Raw genomic sequence first — 19,346 nt, forward strand, 5'->3', positions numbered from 1 at the left:
ATGAAACTCAAGCCGAAGATGCTCTTGAGCATCGGCATTCCGCTCATCGTCATCTTCACCCTCATGGGAACGATCATCTATCTGATGGCAAGCTCGGGGCTGAAAAGCGCGGTAGAGGTCGGCATGGAGCAGCGCGCAGGCCGCTATGCAGCGGAGCTTGACGGCAGCGTGCAGGAAAAGCGCGCCATGGTGGAGACCATCGCCCAGAATTGGAGCGCCGTCCTGCCTCAGGGAGACGATCTGCAGCAGGCGGTCTACGACATCTCGGCACGCCCCGGCGTCTTTGACTTCTACGTCGGCTTCCCCGACGGCTCGTCCGTGGTGAAGGATCAGGTGTCGGAAGGTTTCGATCCGCGCACGCGCCCGTGGTACAAGAATGCAGTAAACTCGAAAGATGTGGAGTTTTCCGAGGTCTATCAGAGCGACCCTGACAAAACGCGGGTTATAACGCTGAGCAAGGCGATCTATAATAAGAATGGCGAGCTTGTCGCTGTCATCGGCATGGATGCTTCCGTCGATAGTATGACAGAGATTTTGAAGGGTGTGAAGGTCGGCGAATCGGGATCGCTCTTCGTCTTGGGGCCAGACAGCGAATTCATCTACCACAAAAAATTCACGCTTGACGATCCGCGGCTCAACGAGATGGAAGGCGGCAAGTACAAGGAGCTTGCAGCGCGCTTCACATCGAAGGATCCGCAGATGTTCGATGCGGAGTTCAACGGGGTGCAGAAGTTCTATGAATCGATGCCGATCGGCACGACGGGTTGGCACATCATCATCGAGGTACCGCAGGCGGAGGCGTTCGCATCGGCAACGCAGATGTTGTATGTGATTCTTTTCATCAGCCTCGTTGCTCTCGCGCTCTTGGGCGGCATCACGTACTATTTCCTCACAGGTATGATTTCGCCGATCGAAGTTCTGTCCGACACGATGAGCTTCATCGCCAAGGGCGATCTCGCGCACAAATTGCCCGTGAGCGATCGCGTCGACGAGATCGGAGTGCTGCAGACGAGTTCAAGTCAGATGGTCACAACGCTCCGAAAGATGGTCGAGGACACCACGAAGGCCAGCGAGCAGGTGCTCGCGTCTTCTGAGGAACTGACGGCAAGCTCGACGCAGACAGCGAATGCATCGCAGTCTGCGGCGGAGGCCGTTGTCGACATCGCCGAGCGCGCGGCGGAGCAGAGCAACATCGCGGAGATGGCGAACGAAGTCGCACACAATATGGAAGCACAGACCGCGGACATCGCCAAGGTCGTCGATGCTTCGACGAAGGTTGCCGACGAGACGGAAGCAGCGACGAGAGAAGGCAGGGAGGCACTCGGTAAGGCGGTTGCAGGCGTCGAGAATCTTGCGACGGGCGCTGCGAAGGTTGGCGCCGCCGTGCAGAATCTTTACGATGGATCGAAGAACATCGCGGAAATGAACGAGCTCATTACGAGCATCTCAGGTCAGACGAAGCTCCTCGCCTTGAACGCTGCCATTGAGGCGGCACGTGCGGGAGAGCAGGGCAAGGGCTTCGCCGTCGTCGCTGACGAAGTGAGAAAGCTTGCCGAGCAGAGCGAGGAGGCGGCGCAGCAAATCAACGCGGTCATCGGCAAGAACACCGCGCAGATCGAGAGCGCATTTGCGCTCACGAAATCGCAGGAGGACGAAGTCAAGGGAAATGTCGGTCAAGTTCGCGCCGCTGATGAAAAGTTCGCGAGCATCGCAGGTTCTGTTGAAGCCTTGACCGAGCAGGTCGAAAAGCTCACGAAGATCACGAGTGCACTCGAAAAGGACTGCAAGAGCACGGTCGACACGGTGCAGAAGGTCAGCGACCTGTCCCATGCCGTGCAGCAGAAGGCGACGGATGTCTCCGCAGTCTCCGAGGAACAGGCGGCGTCCGCCGAGGAGATCGCAGCCGCGAGCCACACGCTCGCAGATCTCGCGCAGCAGCTGCAGCAAGGAGTAGCGAAATTCAGGCTGTGATACCCATAGGATATGGGTGTATCCTCCTGTTATGGTATGGTTAAAAACTCCGATAAAGAATATGGAGGATGATGGTTGAAGGGAGCATAGAGAATGCTCCCTTCAATTGTCCATTAGAAGAAAAGCCATCCAAAGGGAAATACAGGGGGCAGAGAGATGAAACTAAAACCGAAGATGCTCATGGGCATCGGCATCCCGTTGATCGTCGTATTCATCATCATGGGCTTCACCATCTATATGATGGCGAGCGCCGCTTTGCGCGACACGGTGCAGATCGCCATGAATCAGCGCGCCAACCACTACGCGGCGAAGCTCGACGGCAATGTACGCGAGGAAATCTCCATGATGGAGACCGTCATGATGGACTGGTCGGAAATTATGCCTGAGGGGGACGTCCTGCAGAAGGCGATCGATCACATCGCATCGAGGCACGGCGTGCGCGCGGCATTTTTTGGACGACCTGACGGCAGCTATGCAGCGAGCAAGACGTTTGCGCCCGACTGGGATCCGCGCACGCGTCCATGGTACAAGGCGGCGGTCTCATCCGATGGACTGTATATTTCCGATGTTTATCAGGCGCCTTCGGACGGCGCCAAAGTTATGACGTTAAGTCAGGCGATTCGTAAGAATGGCGAGCTCATCGGCGTTCTCGGCATTGATATTTCCGTCGATGATATGACGGAAATTCTCAAGGATGTGAAGGTCGGCCAGACGGGGTCGATCTTCGTCTTGGGGCCGAACAGTGAATTCATCTACCATAAGAAGTTCACGCTTTCCGACGCGCCGCTCAATGAGATGGAGGGCGGCAAGTACAAGGATCTCGCCGCACGCTTCACGTCGAAGGAGCCCGAGATGTTCGAGGCAGAGTTCGACGGCGTGGCGAAGTTCTATCAAGAGATGCCCGTCGGCTCTACCGGCTGGCATGTCGTTATCGAAGTGCCGCAGAAGGAGGCGTTTGCCGCCGCGACGCGCATGGCGTATGTGATTTTGGCGATCTGCCTCGTCGCGCTCGCGCTCCTCGGGGGCATCACCTATTACTTCCTAACGGCAGCGATCACGCCGATCGAATTCCTCTCGGCATCGGTTGGCTTCATCGCGAACGGCGATCTCACGCATAAATTGCCTGCGAGTGACCGTGTCGATGAGATCGGTGATCTGCAGACGAGTTGCAGCAAGATGATGACGACGCTTCGTAAGATGGTCGAGGATACGTCGAAGGCCGCCGAGCAGGTGTCCGCTTCGTCGGAAGAACTGACGGCGAGCGCCAATCAGACGGCGAATGCCTCACAGTCCGCAGCGGAAGACGTCATCGCCATTGCCGAGCAGGCGGCGCATCAGAATGACATCGTGGAGAATGCTCAAGAGATCGCGACGAGCATGGACGGGCAGACGAAGGATCTCGCCAAGGTCGTTGCGGCGTCCGAGCGCGTCGCCGACGCATCGGGACAGGCGACGAGAGAAGGCCGCGAGGCACTCCAAAAGGCGGTTGCAGGCGCTGAGAACCTCGCATCGGGCGCTGTGAAGGTCGGCGCTGCTGTGCAGCACCTCTACGACGGCTCGAAGAATATCGCGGAAATGAACGAGCTCATTACGAGCATCGCGGGGCAGACGAAACTTCTCGCCTTGAACGCTGCCATCGAGGCGGCGCGTGCAGGCGAGCAGGGCAAGGGATTCGCCGTCGTTGCTGACGAGGTGAGAAAGCTCGCTGAGCAGAGCGAGCAGGCAGCGCAGCAAATCAGTGATGTCATCGGGAAGAACTCCGCGCAGATTGAGAGTGCATTCTCGCTGACGAAGGAGCAGGAAGGCGCAGTCAAGGAGAATGTGTGCGAGGTGCAGGCGGCTGATGAGAAGTTCGCAAGCATCGCGGAAGCCGTCAAGGCGCTGATCGAGGAGATCGAGAAGCTCACGAAGATCACGGGGCAGCTGACGAAGGATGCGGCGAGTACGACGGACATTGTGCATCAGGTCGGCGCGGTGTCGCATACGGTGCAGCAGAAGGCGACAGACGTTTCCGCCGTCTCCGAGGAACAGGCGGCATCGACCGAGGAAATCGCCGCCGCGAGCCACACGCTCGCGGAGCTTGCACAGAAGCTGCAGGACGGCGTCTCGAAGTTCCGACTTTGATAGATATGGGAATATATGGGAACGAAAGCCGATGCGTGGGGGATGATTCTCCGCGCATCGGCTTTTTGCGTGTGGTTCTAGATTGCCTTTTGTGCACGCCCTCCCCGCCTTTCGCCGCATGGACTTTTTTACTGAAAAATGATATACTATTCGAGTTAGATATTATTTCGACTATATTTTTGGGGTGAGAGTGTGGATTTTGGCGAGGGGAAGATTGTTCCTGTAAATCTCGCAAGTGAGATGAAGAATTCCTATATCGACTATGCGATGAGTGTCATCGTCGCCCGCGCCCTGCCGGATGTGCGTGACGGTCTGAAGCCTGTGCATCGCCGCATCCTCTATGCGATGCAGGAAGCAGGCATGGGTTCGGGCAAGCCGTACAAGAAGTCGGCGCGCATCGTCGGCGAAGTCCTCGGTAAGTACCACCCGCATGGTGACAGCTCTGTCTACGATGCGATCGTGCGCATGGCGCAGGATTTTTCCATGCGCTACATGCTCGCCGACGGTCACGGTAACTTTGGCTCGGTTGACGGTGATCCGGCGGCAGCGATGCGCTACACCGAGGTGCGCATGTCGAAGGTCGCGGAGCTCATGCTGCAGGACATCGACAAGGAGACGGTGGATTTCGCACCGAACTACGACGAGTCCTTGAAAGAGCCGACCGTGCTGCCCGCGAAGTTCCCGCAGCTTCTTACGAACGGCACGGCGGGAATCGCTGTCGGCATGGCGACGAACATCCCTCCACACAACATGCGCGAGGTCATCGATGGCACGTTGATGCTTATTGACCGTCCCGATGCTACCGTTGAGGAGCTTATGACGGTCATCAAGGGGCCGGATTTCCCGACGGCGGGACTGATCCTCGGCACGGAGGGCATACGTCAGGCATATACGACGGGGCGCGGCGTCATCAAGCTTCGCGCGCGCGTGCACATCGAGACGACGTCGAGCGGCCGCTCGCGCATCATCGTGACGGAGCTGCCCTATCAGGTGAACAAGGCGCGTCTCGTCGAGAAGATCGCCGAGCTCGTGCGCGACAAGGCGATCGAGGGCATCACGGCCTTGAACGACGAGTCCGACCGCAGCGGCATGCGCATCGTCATCGACGTGCGCCGCGACGCGAACGCCAACGTCATCTTGAACCAGCTCTACAAGCACACGCAGCTGCAGGACAGCTTCGGCGTCATCATGCTCGCGCTCGTCGACGGCAGTCCGCGCGTGCTCACGCTGAAAGAGGTGCTGCACTACTACATCAAGCACCAGCAGGACGTCATCACGCGGCGCACGAAGTACGAATTGGCGAAAGCCGAGGCGCGCGCTCATATCCTCGAAGGCTTGACCATCGCGCTCGATCACCTCGACGCCGTCATCACGACGATCCGCGAGAGCCGCACGGCGGACATCGCGCGTGAGCGCCTGATGGAAGGCTTCAAGCTCAGCGAGAAGCAGGCGCAGGCGATCCTCGACCTTCGTCTGCAGCGTCTGACGGGTCTTGAGCGCGAGAAGATCGAGGAAGAGTACCAAGAGGTCTTGAAGATGATCGACTGGCTCAAATCCGTTCTCGCCGACGAGGGAAAGATCGACAAAATCATCAAGGACGAGCTTCTTGCCGTGCGCGAGAAGTACGGCGACGAGCGGCGCACGGAGATCACGATCGACACCTCCGAGATCAACGTCGAAGACCTCATCGCGCAGGAAGATGTCGTCATCACGCTTACACACAACAACTACATCAAGCGCATGCCGCTCGACACCTATCGCCGCCAGAAGCGTGGCGGCGTCGGCGTGACGGGCATGGGCACGAAGGAAGCCGACTTCGTCGAAAATATCCTCGTGACGACGACGCACCACACGATCCTCTTTTTTACGAACCGCGGGCGCGTCTACTGTCTCAAGGCATACGAGATCAACGAGGCGAGCCGTCAGGCGAAGGGCACGGCGATCATCAACCTGCTGCAGCTTGAGAGCGAGGAGAAGATCACGGCGGTCATCCAGGTCAAGGAGTTCCTGCCCGAGCGCTACCTCTTCATGGCGACGAAGAAGGGCATCGTGAAGAAGACGAGCCTTTCCGAGTTCCAGTCGATTCGCAGAGGCGGGCTCAATGCGATCAACCTCGACGAGGACGACGACCTCATCGGCGTCAAGTTCACGGACGGCGAAAAGCATGTGATACTCGGTACGGCGGGCGGCATGGCGGTCGCCTTCGCCGAGGACGATGTGCGCTCGATGGGACGCACGGCGCGCGGCGTCAAGGGCATCAACCTGAAGGCGGGCGATGTGGTCGTCGGCATGGACAACCTCGCGCGCAATGCCGAGGTTCTGACGATCACGGCGGAAGGCTACGGCAAGCGCACAGAGACGAGCGAATATCGTCTGCAGACGCGCGGCGGCAAGGGCCTCATCAACATGAAGGTCACGGAAAAGACGGGCGCAGTCATCGGCCTCAAGGTCGTGCGTCCGGGACAGGAGCTGATCCTCATCACGACGGACGGCATCGTCATCCGCACGAAGGTCGACGAGATTTCCGTCATTAGCCGCAACACGCAGGGCGTCAAGGTCGTGCGCCTCGGCGAGGGCGACAAGGCAGCATCGTTCGCCGTGATGGAGCAGAAGAACAACTGATATGGGAAATCCCGTCATATCTCTGGCGCTCGCGGGAATCCCCGTCGAGCTTGAACGAAAGTCCATCAAGAACATCTATCTGCGCGTCGTGCCGCCCGCAGGCACGGTGCGCCTGAGCGCACCGAAGCGCGCGACGCTCGAAGAGCTCGCACGCTTCGTCGCCAAGCATAGGGCATGGATCGAGGAAAAGCAGGCGAAGATCGTCGCGAAACCTCTGCCAAGCGCTCGCCGCTTCCTAAGCGGCGAGCGCTTCTTCGTCTGGGGCGAGCCGCTCCGGCTCATCGTGAAGTTCGGACGCGGCTGCAACATCGTCCTGCGAGATGGCAGCCGCCTCATCCTGAGCCTCAAGGCGCAGGAGGCCGAGAGCAGCCCCGCCGAGCGTGAAGCTCTGCTGAACGAATGGTATCGCCGCGAACTCGCGCGAGCCGTGCCGCCGCTCTTGGCGCGCGCAGAGACGATCGTCGGCAAGAGCGCCGCTGAATGGCGTATCAAGAACATGAAGACGAAGTGGGGCACCTGCAACATCCGCGCGCGCCGCATCTGGCTGAATCTGCAGCTCGCCAAATATCCGGTTTTCTGCCTCGAATACATCATCATTCACGAGCTTACGCATCTATGGGAGCGCTACCACAATGCGCATTTCAAGAGCCTCATGGACAAGTTCTGCCCTGACTGGCGCGAGCGCAAGAAGATCGTCAACACGCCGCTTGAGGATTGAAGAAAATAGGAAAGAGCCGCCCGCCGTCGTATGGCGAGGCGGCTCTTTTGACGCTTGCCTGCCAGCTGTGCAGGAGCATCTATACAGGAAATGGAAATTGTTTGTCGAAATAACATGTATGGCTTTTGGAAGGGAAGCGGAAATTTCTATCTCCGACGAGTTTCTTCGTAATTTCTTGGAGGTGTTTGAAATGACAAAATCTTCTGCTTATCTTGGGCATCTCGATGAGGAAACGGGGCGCGAGCAGCTTTTGTGCGACCATCTGACGGGCGTTGCCGATCTTGCGGGGCGCTTTGCCGCCGCTTTCGGCGAGGAGGCGATGGGGCGACTCCTGGGCTTGTACCACGATATCGGCAAGTATTCGCGCGAGTTTCAAGCGTATATGCGTGCGGACGAGGAGGAGAAGAAACGGCGCAGGGGGCGCATCGACCATTCGACGGCGGGGGCGCAGGAAATCGTGAAGCTGCGGCAGAGCGCGGACGATGAGCAAAGCAGACGGCTCGGCAGAGGCATGGCGCAGGTGATGGCGTTCTGCATCGCAGGCCATCATGGCGGCATACCGAATCAGGGTACGGCGGCAAATACAGCGGAAGAAGGCACGCTTTTGGGCAGGCTCAAGCGACGGAATCTGCCCGATTACCGTGCTTATCACGAGGTGGATCTGCCGCAGACCTTGCCTCCGCCGTCGCTCTTGTTGGCGCAAGCCGCGCGTGCGCCGCTCTCCGCGATGCTCTATACGCGCATGCTTTTTTCCTGTCTCGTCGATGCGGACTTTCTCGACACGGAAGCTTTCATGTCGGCGGGGAATGTCGAGCGGGAAGGTTTTGCTTCTATGGAAACCTTGCTCGAACGCCTGCAGGAGAGCCTTGAAGAGAAATTTTCGAAGCCGAAGACGGAAAAAGAAAAGCGAAAACTGCGGTTGCCGATCAACGAAAAGCGTTCCGCGCTCCTCGCCGAGAGCATCGCCGCAGGAAAAGAAGCACGAGGGAATTTATACCGGCTAACCGTACCGACGGGAGGGGGCAAGACGATTTCTTCCCTGGCGTTTGCTCTGCATTATGCAGCTCATGCCAAGAGAAAGCGCAGGCGCATCATCTATGTCATACCGTATACGTCGATCATCGAGCAGAATGCGGCTGTCTTTCGGGATTTGCTGGGGTCGGACAGTGTCGTCGAGCATCATCAGAATGTGGATTATGACGATGTGCAGGATACGGATATGAACCGCAAGCGGCTGGCGACGGAGAACTGGGATGCGCCCGTCATCGTGACGACGAACGTGCAGTTTTTCGAATCGCTTTTTTCCAATCGCCCGTCGAAATGCCGCAAACTGCACAATCTTGCCGAGAGCATCGTGATCTTCGATGAGGCGCAGATGATTCCGATGGATTACTTGCGTCCTTCGCTCGCCGCAATCGAGGCGCTCGTGCGGCACTATGCGTGTACGGCGGTGCTCTGTACGGCGACGCAGCCGCCTCTGGGACAGTTTTTCTCCGATGATATGCAGCCACTGGAAATCTGCCCGGCGCTCATGGAAAATGCAGCGTTTTTCCGGCGCACGAAGATCGAGCTGCGCGAAGAGGTGATGACGGAAGAGGAGCTTGCCGAAGAGCTGGCGACTCATGAGCAGGTGCTTTGTATCGTCAATGTGAAAAAGACGGCGCAGAGTGTCTTCGATTTGCTGCGGGAAGACGAAGGAACATACCACTTGTCCACGAATCTCTATCCCGTGCATCGCGAGCAGGTATTGGAGGAGATTCGCGCACGGCTCAAGGACGGCAAGCCGTGCCGCGTCATTTCGACGAGCCTCGTGGAGGCCGGCGTCGACCTCGACTTTCCCTGCGTCTACCGTGAGATCAACGGCCTCGACAGCATCGTGCAGGCGGCGGGTCGCTGCAATCGCGAGGGCAGGAGGTCGGCAGAGGAAAGCGTTGTGCATGTCTTTTCTCTGGAAAAGCTGGCGCAAAGCGCGCAGTTGGCAGCTGAGATCACAAAGAATGTGGCGCGGAGTTTTGCCGAGGACTTGGCAAGTCCCGAAGCGATCCGCCGCTACTTTGAAGAGCTGTACGATCTGAGCGGTAAGAATCGTCTGGACAAGAAAGACATCATGGGACAGTCGGGGAAGTTTGCCTTTGCCAATATTGCAAACGATGTGCGCCTGATCGAGGATCGTACCAAGCCGATCTTCATTCCGCAAACCGAGGAGGGACAGGCGCTCTTGGCGCGGCTGGAACAAGGAGAGAGATCGCGTTCGCTTATGCGAAAGGTCGGACGCTACATCGTGACTGTCTATACGGGATATGCCGAAGCGCCGTTCGAACAGCTTGCCGCGCAGGGAAAAATCCGCATGCTTGATGAAAACCTCGCCGTGCTCGTTGATATGGCGGTATATGACTCAGAAAAGGGACTATCGAATAATGTTGGAGAGGGAGAAGGAATGTTCCTGTAGATTCGCTGCATGAAATCGTGTTTCTCCGCACAGACGAAAGCGGGGAGATCTGAAAAAATCTCCCCGCTTTTGCTCGAACATGTGACTTAACAAAAATTTCAATCCTCGTGAGATACAATCTTCACGACAACATCATTTTATTATTTCTATGTATCTCTGTCAATTTTCTTAGTGATTTATAGAATTTTGAATTGACAGGTGTAATTCGTTGTGCTATTACTTGCATGTTACATATCAAAAGAAAATATATGGAGGTGATTTTATGGCCTATGGCGTTCGCCTTGAGGTTTGGGGCGAAGCGGCGTGCTTCACGCGGCCGGAGTTGAAGGCGGAGCGCTTTTCCTACGCCGTCATGACGCCGAGCGCAGCGCGAGGGGTCTTGGAAGCCGTGTTTTGGCATCCAGGCCTAAAATGGCGTATAGATAGGATTTTTATCCTATCTAAAATTCAGTTTACCAACGTCCGCCGCAACGAGCTCAAGGCAAAGATTCCTGCGCGTACGGTGAAGGCTTTTGCGGAGAAAGAGCGTGGGGAACTCTATCAGTCTACGAAGGAGGATATCCAGCAGCGTGCCGCCACCATCTTGAAGGAACCGCATTACATCATTGAAGCGCATTTCGAGATGACGGAGAAGGCATCGGCATCGGACAACGAGGGGAAATTCCGTGAGATGTTCTGCCGACGCGCACGTAAGGGACAGTGCTATCATGCACCGTATCTGGGCTGCCGCGAGTTTCCCGCGCGCTTCCGGCTGTACGAGGAAGCGGAGCTTCCGCCGACAAATGGGGAAACGAAAGATCTGGGCTTCATGCTCTATGATATCGACTACTCGGATCCCAAGAATCTTCAGCCGATGTTTTTCCAAGCACAGCTTGTGGACGGTGTGCTCGACCTTAGGGATTGTGAGGTGTACCGCTGAAATGCTCCAAGCACTGGTTGAAAGATATGAGACGGAGTGCAAAGAGGGACGGTTGCCCAGAGATGGTTGGGAGAAGCGTAATGTTTCCTTTGCACTCTTGCTTTCCAAAGAAGGAGAATTGCTTCAAGTATTGCCGCTCATCCAGAAGGTTTTGCGTGGCAAGAAGGAAGTGGATCGACCGCAGGAACTTATTGTTCCGGCAGGAGAAACGAGGACGGCTGGCATAGCCCCGTTTTTCCTTTGCGATAATTCGTCGTATTTTTTAGGCGCTGATCTGAAAGGAAAGCCCAAGCGTACGGCAGAATGTTTTGCGGCTGCGAAGGCTCTGCACGAGGAGATTCTGGATGGTGCCGGGTCGGACGCTGCTCGCGCTGTCATCGCTTTTTTCGGGCACTGGCAGGGCGGTGAATCGATGGTGCGCACGCATCCGGCTCTCGCGTCTTATGCCGATGAGATTCTTGCCGGGGCGAACCTCGTATTCCGTGTGGCGAGCACCTTCGTGCACGAAGAGCCGGCCGTGCGTGAGGCGTGGGAAACGCATCTCGATGCGAGCGGCGCTGAGGAAAAACGCCGCTGCCTCGTGACGGGTGCATTGGCGCCGATCGCCGTCAAGCATCCGGCGCTCAAGGGTGTCACGGGCGCCCAAGCAACGGGAGCTATGCTCGTCTCCTTCAATGCCAATGCCTACGAATCCTACGGTCACGACGGCGAGCAGGGCGGCAATGCTCCCGTGTCGAAGAAGGCGGCGTTTGCCTACGGTACGGCGCTCAATGCCTTGCTTGCTGATCGCGAACATACGAAGATCATAGGCGACACGACGATGGTCTATTGGGCCGAGGAGGAGAGCGAGGCGGCGCAAGACCTGCTTTGCGGCATGCTTTTTGGCGATGAAGATAAGATGACCGATGATCTGCTGGACGCTGTGCTGAAAAAGGTGCAGGCAGGAGCGGCTATCGACTACGAGGGCGTGGCAATCTCCTATGCCAATCCCTTCTATATCCTGGGTCTGGCGCCCAATGCGGCGCGGCTTTCCGTACGCTTCTTCCTGCAAGGATCTTTCGGGGATTTCTTGAAGAACCTCGCCCTGCACATGGAGCAGATGAAGATTGTCCGCCCGAGCTGGGAGACGCGCGGCAATGTGCCGTTGTGGGAGCTCCTGCGCGAAACGGTGAATCCCAACGCCAAGGTGAAGATGGCTTCTCCCATCATGGCAGGAGCTATGCTGCGAGCCGTTTTGACCGGCGGCAAGTATCCTGTGTCCGTATTCCAAAACATTTTGCTGCGCATTCATGCAGAGCAGGGAGAGCGGAAAATCAATGCAAGGCGCGCCGACTTTTTGAAAGCATATTTGATGCGAAATCGAGGGAGGAAGATCGCTGTGGCATTAGATGAAAACTCGACCGATGTTGCTTATTTGCTCGGACGCTGGTTCGCCGTTTTGGAAGAGGTGCAGGAGAAGGCGAATCCTGAGATCAAGGCGACGATTCGCGACCGTTTCTTTGATTCTGCCTGTGGAACGCCGGCGCACGTGTTCCCGATGCTGCAGAAGCTCGCGCTTCATCACTTGAAAAAGTTGGAGACGGCGCCCAGAGTCTATTTGGACAAGAAGCTGTCGGAGATCATGGGAAAGCTGGACGCCAAGGATATGCCGCGTCATTTGCCGCTTGAGGAGCAGGGTGTATTCATCCTTGGTTACTATCATCAGAAGCAGAAGCGGTACGAAAAGAAGGAGGAAAAGTAAATGGCGGAAGCAATCAAAAATCGGTATGATTTTGTCATTCTTTTTGATGTCGAAAACGGCAATCCGAACGGCGATCCCGATGCGGGCAACATGCCGCGCGTCGATCAAGAGACCGGACACGGACTGGTCACCGACGTTTGCCTCAAGCGGAAGATTCGCAACTACGTGGAAACGGCGCAGGAAGGGAAGCCGGGCTATCGCATTTACATCAAGGAAAACGTGCCGCTCGCTCAAAGCGACCAAGAGGCCTGTGACCACCTCGGCATCAAGGACATCAAGAAGGTCAAGGCGGCGGATCCTGGAATCGACGGCAAGATTCGCGACTTCATGTGCAGCAATTTCTTCGATATCCGCACCTTCGGCGCCGTCATGACGACCTTCGTGCAGGGAGCGCTGAACTGCGGACAGGTACGCGGTCCTGTACAGCTCGGCTTTGCGCGCAGCATCGATCCCATTCTGCCGCAGGAGATCACCATCACGCGCACGGCGATCACGACGATCAAGGACGCGCAGACGAAGAAGACGGAAATCGGCCGCAAATTCATCGTACCCTATGCGCTCTACAAGGTCGAAGGCTATGTTTCAGCAAACCTTGCGCGCAAGACGACGGGCTTCTCCGAAGAGGACTTGGCGCTCTTGTGGCAGGCGATCCTGCGCATGTTTGAGCTTGACCGCTCGGCGGCGCGCGGCAATATGGCGACGCGCGAACTCATCGTCTTCCGCCACGAAAGCGAGCTTGGCAATGCGCCGTCCTACAAGCTTTTTGAGCGCATTCATGTCAAAAAGAAGGCGGCGGAGGAGCCGGCGCGCAGCTATCAGGATTATGAGGTCACCGTCGATGAAGCAGATCTGCCGGAAGGTGTGACCTGCACGCGCATGAGCTGATGGCATATCGCGAAGAGGAGTGGCTGGATGTCGCCGGCATCCAGCATTTCCTCTTTTGCCGCAGGCAGTGGGCGCTCATTCAGATCGAGCAGCAATGGCAGGAAAACTTGCGTACAGTCGAGGGGCAGATTGTCCACGAGAAATGTCATGACGGCAGTCTGCACGAATCGCGCGGGGATTTGCTCGTGGCGCGCGCTCTGCGCATTTCTTCGGCAAAGCTCGGTGTGAGCGGCGTCTCGGATGTCGTGGAATTTCACAGGGAAAAGACAGGCGCGAGGCTGCACGGGCAGGAAGGTTTTTGGCGTCCCGTCCCCGTTGAATACAAGCGTGGCAAGCCGAAAGACGGCGAAGAGGATGTTTCACAGCTCGTCCTGCAGGCGCTTTGCCTTGAGGAAATGCTTTGCTGCCATATCTCTGTCGGTTATCTTTTTTATGATGAAATCCATCGGCGGCAGAAGGTGGAAATCACGCAAGATTTGCGAGATTTCGTTCTGCATACGCTCGCTGAAATGCACAAGGAATATTCCCGTAGGGCGACACCCAAGGTCAAGGTGACGAAAAAATGCCGCAGCTGTTCGCTGAAAGACCTGTGCCTGCCGAAACTGGAAAAAGCGGTGGATGTTTCCGACTATTATGCAGCTGCCTTGAAGGGGGTGTGAGCTATGCGTCACATACTCAATACCCTGTTCATTTTGACCGAAGATGCGTATGTGGCTTTGGAAAATGAGAATGTCGTCGTACTGCAGGAAGAAAAAGTGCTGGGACGGATTCCGCTGCTCACTTTGGAAAATATCCTTTGCTTCACCTATAAGGGAGCGAGCCCTGCCTTGATGGGCGCGTGCGCCCAAGCGAAAATCGGGCTTTGCTTTTTCAGTCCGCGTGGGCGATTCCTTGCGCGCTCCTGTGGGGAAGTGCGAGGCAATGTGCTCCTGCGCAAGGAGCAGTATCGCCGCTCGGAAGATGATGCGGAGAGTGCGAAACTCGCGGCGGATTTCCTTTTCGGAAAAATCTTCAACACGCGTACCCTTGTCGAAAGAATGAAGCGCGACCATCCGCTGAGCTTGGATCTGACGGCGCTTGCGCAAGTGAGCGCGGAACTTAAAAGCAGCCTGCAGAGCTTGCATCGAGTGCAGTCGCTTGATGAAATGCGCGGTATTGAAGGAAATGCCGCACATCTGTACTTCTCGTTGTTCAATCAATTCATTTTGCAGAACAAGGACGCATTTTCCCTGGAAGGCCGCCTCAAGCGTCCGCCTCTTGATCGCGTCAATGCCATGCTGTCTTTCCTGTATACCGTGCTGGCGCATGACTGTGCCTCCGCGCTGGAAGGCGTGGGACTTGATGCGTATGTTGGCTTCCTGCACCGCGATCGCCCGGGCAGGGAATCCTTGGCGCTCGATCTCATGGAGGAACTGCGAAGTCTCTTTGTCGATCGCCTCGTACTCACGCTGATCAACAATCGCATCATCAAGCCGGAGCATTTTGAGAAAAAAGAGAACGGCGCCGTCTGGCTCAATGATGCTGGGCGTAAGCTCGTCCTCAAGGAATGGCAGGATAAGAAGCGGGAACAGATCACGCATCCGTTTCTCAAGGAAAAACTCCCTTGGGGCTTGGTTCCCCATGCCCAATCCCTCCTGCTGGCACGATATTTACGCGGGGACTTGGAGGAATATCCGGCGTTTTTGTGGAAATAAGCAGGAAAGATGGAGGGGGCGGCGGAAATGTTGATTCTCGTGACATACGATGTCAATACGGAAACACCTGCCGGCCGCACACGCTTGAGAAAAGTGGCGAAATGCTGCGTGCGCCACGGACAGCGCGTGCAGAATTCCGTGTTTGAATGCGTTCTCGATGAAGCGCAATTTTGCGCCCTGCGGCATGAATTGACTACTTTGATCGACCAAGAAAAGGACAGCCTGCGTTTCTATAATTTGGGCAATAAATACGCAGGAAAAACGCAGCACGTCGGTGCAAAACCAAGTTATGAGCCTGAAGGAACTTTGATGCTGTAGCAGGCGTCTCCTTCGCGAGAATAGCCGCAAAATCTCTGTGCGAACCCGTATCACACAGAGGACTTTGCGACGAAAAATGCCTGTAACAGCACGGCCAAAAATGAGGTTCGCGAAAAATATAGCGCGACCGCTGTAATTAAGCCAGTGTAAACAGGCATAGTCGCGCCCCACACGGGCGCGTGGATTGAAATCTTTTTGTCATGATCCACCTTGATAGAGAGGTCGTCGCGCCCCACACGGGCGCGTGGATTGAAATAGCGCGTCCTCTACGCCCTTGAGCACGTTGGACAGTCGCGCCCCACACGGGCGCGTGGATTGAAATAAAAAGGGTTTGCAGAGGCGCATCGAGCTGATTGCGTCGCGCCCCACACGGGCGCGTGGATTGAAATGACACGGGAATGATGTCGCCATAGTCCTTGATCTGTCGCGCCCCACACGGGCGCGTGGATTGAAATTCACACGCGCAGACATTGAGGGGCAGACGGGCAGTCGCGCCCCACACGGGCGCGTGGATTGAAATGTGCGCGGAGAACATGGGGATGCTGAGCATCTGCGTCGCGCCCCACACGGGCGCGTGGATTGAAATCATGCTCTAGCCCAATCACCCGTCATTACCCCCGGTCGCGCCCCACACGGGCGCGTGGATTGAAATCATCTGCTTGACGAGATCCTCAAACACCTCCGGCCGTCGCGCCCCACACGGGCGCGTGGATTGAAATTGTGTGCCATGGTGCTGGATTATTTGTCGGGTCGTCGCGCCCCACACGGGCGCGTGGATTGAAATTTCTCGACAGCCAACCCCGCACGCAGTGCGAGACGTCGCGCCCCACACGGGCGCGTGGATTGAAATATGCTGACACAGACATCGGCAATTTTGCTGTATAGTCGCGCCCCACACGGGCGCGTGGATTGAAATTGGTCAAACATCCTTGACCAAATCCACATCTCATGTCGCGCCCCACGCGGGTGCGTGGATTGAAATGAGGATATAGAATTTTGCAGAGCCGTCGGTGTACGTCGCGCCCCACGCGGGCGCGTGGATTGAAATGCCTGTGCTGTCGCGATGGGGAGATCCAGAATGTCGTCGCGCCCCACGCGGGCGCGTGGATTGAAATGTCTAAGCTACTGGATCGATCGAAACGACGCGGTTGTCGCGCCCCACGCGGGCGCGTGGATTGAAATATATTGACCACCGAAAAGCAGAAATGGTTCAGGGTCGCGCCCCACGCGGGCGCGTGGATTGAAATAAGCAGATCGGATAGAATCGGGCTGTGCAAGCTCGTCGCGCCCCACGCGGGCGCGTGGATTGAAATTCGCAGTTCGCGCAGTATGGCGACCATCTTATGCGTCGCGCCCCACGCGGGCGCGTGGATTGAAATGTCGATCGTGCCCCTCGCAACAAGGTGATGCAGGTCGCGCCCCACGCGGGCGCGTGGATTGAAATCAGATGAGTTCAATCGGGATGCGCACACATTCTCGTCGCGCCCCACGCGGGCGCGTGGATTGAAATACCTTCAGCTCACGCTCCTGCAGACGGATGTCAGCGTCGCGCCCCACGCGGGCGCGTGGATTGAAATACACTCGGCAATGAGTACAGCAGCCGGACGCGCAGTCGCGCCCCACGCGGGCGCGTGGATTGAAATTATAAAATCACTATATGTATCGACTTGCGACAGTGTCGCGCCCCACGCGGGCGCGTGGATTGAAATTCATTGACCGCCCGGCGACCGAAGAGCCGGATTTGTCGCGCCCCACGCGGGCGCGTGGATTGAAATCAGCGTGCATGGTGGATGTCGTCGGATTGCACGCTGTCGCGCCCCACGCGGGCGCGTGGATTGAAATCGTGAGCGCGATGTCCGCGCGGCATTGGATGAGGTCGCGCCCCATGCGGGCGCGTGGATTGAAATTGTTTGATCGCGCCAAAGGTGTCAATGCCGCCCGGTCGCGCCCCACGTGGGCGCGTGGATTGAAATCACAAACTCATCGAGGAGTGTTTCCCCAACGCCGGTCGCGCCCCACGTGGGCGCGTGGATTGAAATACCTGAACACGCTGAAGGAGTACGCCACGCTTGCGTCGCGCCCCACGCGGGCGCGTGGATTGAAATGACACAGAAAAGGCAAAATTTGCATTACTGCGCCGTCGCGCCCCACGCGGGCGCGTGGATTGAAATTCATCGGTTGGATCATCAATGGCGTGCTGCTTCCGTCGCGCCCCACACGGGCGCGTGGATTGAAATTTTTTGTCGTAGAACGCCGCCCACTCGGCAAATGGTCGCGCCCCACACGGGCGCGTGGATTGAAATGGTCGGGAACTATCGCCCTCGCTCGAGACGGAGGTCGCGCCCCACACGGGCGCGTGGATTGAAATGTCCCACTGCTGGAAATCAAGCTGCCGAACGGCGTCGCGCCCCACACGGGCGCGTGGATTGAAATCGTCATCAGCGACGGCGCTTCCGGCTGCCTGTTTTGTCGCGCCCCACACGGGCGCGTGGATTGAAATCTTATTGCTCGATGCGATGGGCGGGCGATAAGAGTCGCGCCCCACACGGGCGCGTGGATTGAAATTATTTGACTGTACACTGTCAGAGGACGTTTGTTGGTCGCGCCCCACACGGGCGCGTGGATTGAAATCCATCGCCCTACAGCCTGCTGTGTAACATCGAGTGTCGCGCCCCACACGGGCGCGTGGATTGAAATGCGGGGCGACGCTTCCCAAGATGTTGGCGGACAGTCGCGCCCCACACGGGCGCGTGGATTGAAATTCAGTCTGCGTGGAGGCAGGGCAAGCCTCCAAAGGGTCGCGCCCCACACGGGCGCGTGGATTGAAATTTGGGCGCGGATCGCGGCATTTTGATGTAGTGCGGTCGCGCCCCACACGGGCGCGTGGATTGAAATCGAGGACGAGCAGGAGTTCGCAGTATTTTCTGAGGTCGCGCCCCACACGGGCGCGTGGATTGAAATGCTGCAAGTGCAACGATCCTGTCGTGCCCGGCAGTCGCGCCCCACACGGGCGCGTGGATTGAAATAGACGGCACTTCAGAAAACTTTGCTCGTCGCCTCGTCGCGCCCCACACGGGCGCGTGGATTGAAATCGAAACGGGCTTGCATATTTCAAGACGCGGCTCGGTCGCGCCCCACACGGGCGCGTGGATTGAAATATCTATGCAGGTAAATATTTTCGTACAAGGTACTGTCGCGCCCCACGCGGGCGCGTGGATTGAAATCGCATGTCCACGCACATCCTCGGCGTCATCGGCGGTCGCGCCCCACGCGGGCGCGTGGATTGAAATTCTGGGATTGCGACGAAAATCCGAACCTCGACCAGTCGCGCCCCACGCGGGCGCGTGGATTGAAATCAGTCAGATCGGTTCTATTCATATCGTTTATTACGTCGCGCCCCACGCGGGCGCGTGGATTGAAATAGCAATCACACGCACGGCGATCGCACCGAGTATCGTCGCGCCCCACGCGGGCGCGTGGATTGAAATTAAGACACTCGTTCGGAAATATGGGGAGAACACGGTCGCGCCCCACGCGGGCGCGTGGATTGAAATGTCGTGACGGGCGTGCGGCACGCAGAATCAGCCAGTCGCGCCCCACGTGGGCGCGTGGATTGAAATAAGAAGCGCGGCGGATAATTTTATCTGATGTGGCGATCGCGCCCCACGTGGGCGCGTGGATTGAAATTACGGCGAACAGGATGCCGTGCGCGAGCCCCGCGTCGCGCCCCACGTGGGCGCGTGGATTGAAATAGAAGCCTTACCTTTGATGTCGATCGGCTTTTTGTCGCGCCCCACGTGGGCGCGTGGATTGAAATTTGTCAAGCAGCCGTGAGATGGTCGCTGCCAGGGTCGCGCCCCACGTGGGCGCGTGGATTGAAATTTGACGCGAGGCTGCCCGCGTGC

General features: G+C 57.4%; 11 protein-coding genes and 1 CRISPR repeat array. All 11 genes read left to right on the top strand.

From position 1 onward, the window contains the following. Nucleotides 1–1,971, top strand: coding sequence for a methyl-accepting chemotaxis protein (locus RWS31_RS09915; RefSeq protein ID WP_314597993.1), 1,971 nt, complete (start codon nucleotides 1–3; stop codon nucleotides 1,969–1,971). 156 nt (nucleotides 1,972–2,127) lie between these two features. Further along, entirely contained in the window at nucleotides 2,128–4,095 is a 1,968-nt protein-coding gene (locus RWS31_RS09920) for a methyl-accepting chemotaxis protein (protein WP_314597995.1), read from the top strand. 192 nt (nucleotides 4,096–4,287) lie between these two features. Further along, nucleotides 4,288–6,717, top strand: a complete 2,430-nt coding sequence (gene gyrA, locus RWS31_RS09925; protein ID WP_314597998.1) for a DNA gyrase subunit A — start codon at nucleotides 4,288–4,290, stop codon at nucleotides 6,715–6,717. Between the two features lies 1 nt (nucleotide 6,718). Continuing rightward, nucleotides 6,719–7,435 carry a SprT family zinc-dependent metalloprotease gene (locus RWS31_RS09930; protein ID WP_314597999.1) on the top strand — a complete coding sequence of 239 codons (717 nt, stop codon included), beginning with the start codon at nucleotides 6,719–6,721 and terminating at the stop codon, nucleotides 7,433–7,435. A 190-nt stretch (nucleotides 7,436–7,625) separates the two neighbouring features. After that, nucleotides 7,626–9,884 carry a CRISPR-associated helicase Cas3' gene (gene cas3 / locus RWS31_RS09935; protein ID WP_314598001.1) on the top strand — a complete coding sequence of 753 codons (2,259 nt, stop codon included), beginning with the start codon at nucleotides 7,626–7,628 and terminating at the stop codon, nucleotides 9,882–9,884. A gap of 262 nt (nucleotides 9,885–10,146) precedes the next feature. Further along, nucleotides 10,147–10,803 (top strand): type I-C CRISPR-associated protein Cas5c, encoded by a 657-nt coding sequence (cas5c, locus tag RWS31_RS09940; protein WP_314598003.1) that lies wholly within the window; start codon nucleotides 10,147–10,149, stop codon nucleotides 10,801–10,803. A 1-nt stretch (nucleotide 10,804) separates the two neighbouring features. Then, a complete protein-coding gene (cas8c, locus tag RWS31_RS09945; RefSeq protein WP_314598004.1) occupies nucleotides 10,805–12,544 on the top strand; it encodes a type I-C CRISPR-associated protein Cas8c/Csd1 in 1,740 nt (579 codons plus the stop codon). After that, entirely contained in the window at nucleotides 12,545–13,429 is an 885-nt protein-coding gene (gene cas7c / locus RWS31_RS09950) for a type I-C CRISPR-associated protein Cas7/Csd2 (protein ID WP_009646939.1), read from the top strand. It abuts the gene before it with no gap. Then, nucleotides 13,429–14,088, top strand: a complete 660-nt coding sequence (gene cas4 / locus RWS31_RS09955) for a CRISPR-associated protein Cas4 (protein WP_314598006.1) — start codon at nucleotides 13,429–13,431, stop codon at nucleotides 14,086–14,088. Before cas7c ends, cas4 begins: the two co-directional genes overlap by 1 nt. Before the next feature lie 3 nt (nucleotides 14,089–14,091). Beyond that, on the top strand, nucleotides 14,092–15,123 hold the full coding sequence (gene cas1c / locus RWS31_RS09960) for a type I-C CRISPR-associated endonuclease Cas1c (RefSeq protein WP_314598008.1): 1,032 nt from the start codon (nucleotides 14,092–14,094) through the stop codon (nucleotides 15,121–15,123). Nucleotides 15,124–15,150: 27 nt separating this feature from the next. Then, nucleotides 15,151–15,441 carry a CRISPR-associated endonuclease Cas2 gene (gene cas2, locus RWS31_RS09965; RefSeq protein WP_314598009.1) on the top strand — a complete coding sequence of 97 codons (291 nt, stop codon included), beginning with the start codon at nucleotides 15,151–15,153 and terminating at the stop codon, nucleotides 15,439–15,441. Between the two features lie 159 nt (nucleotides 15,442–15,600). Further along, a CRISPR array of direct repeats spans nucleotides 15,601–19,323; the repeat unit is 32 nt; unit sequence GTCGCGCCCCACACGGGCGCGTGGATTGAAAT. Nucleotides 19,324–19,346: the final 23 nt, after the last annotated feature.

This window comes from uncultured Selenomonas sp., assembly GCF_963528755.1.
In the GTDB taxonomy this organism is placed as follows: domain Bacteria; phylum Bacillota; class Negativicutes; order Selenomonadales; family Selenomonadaceae; genus Selenomonas.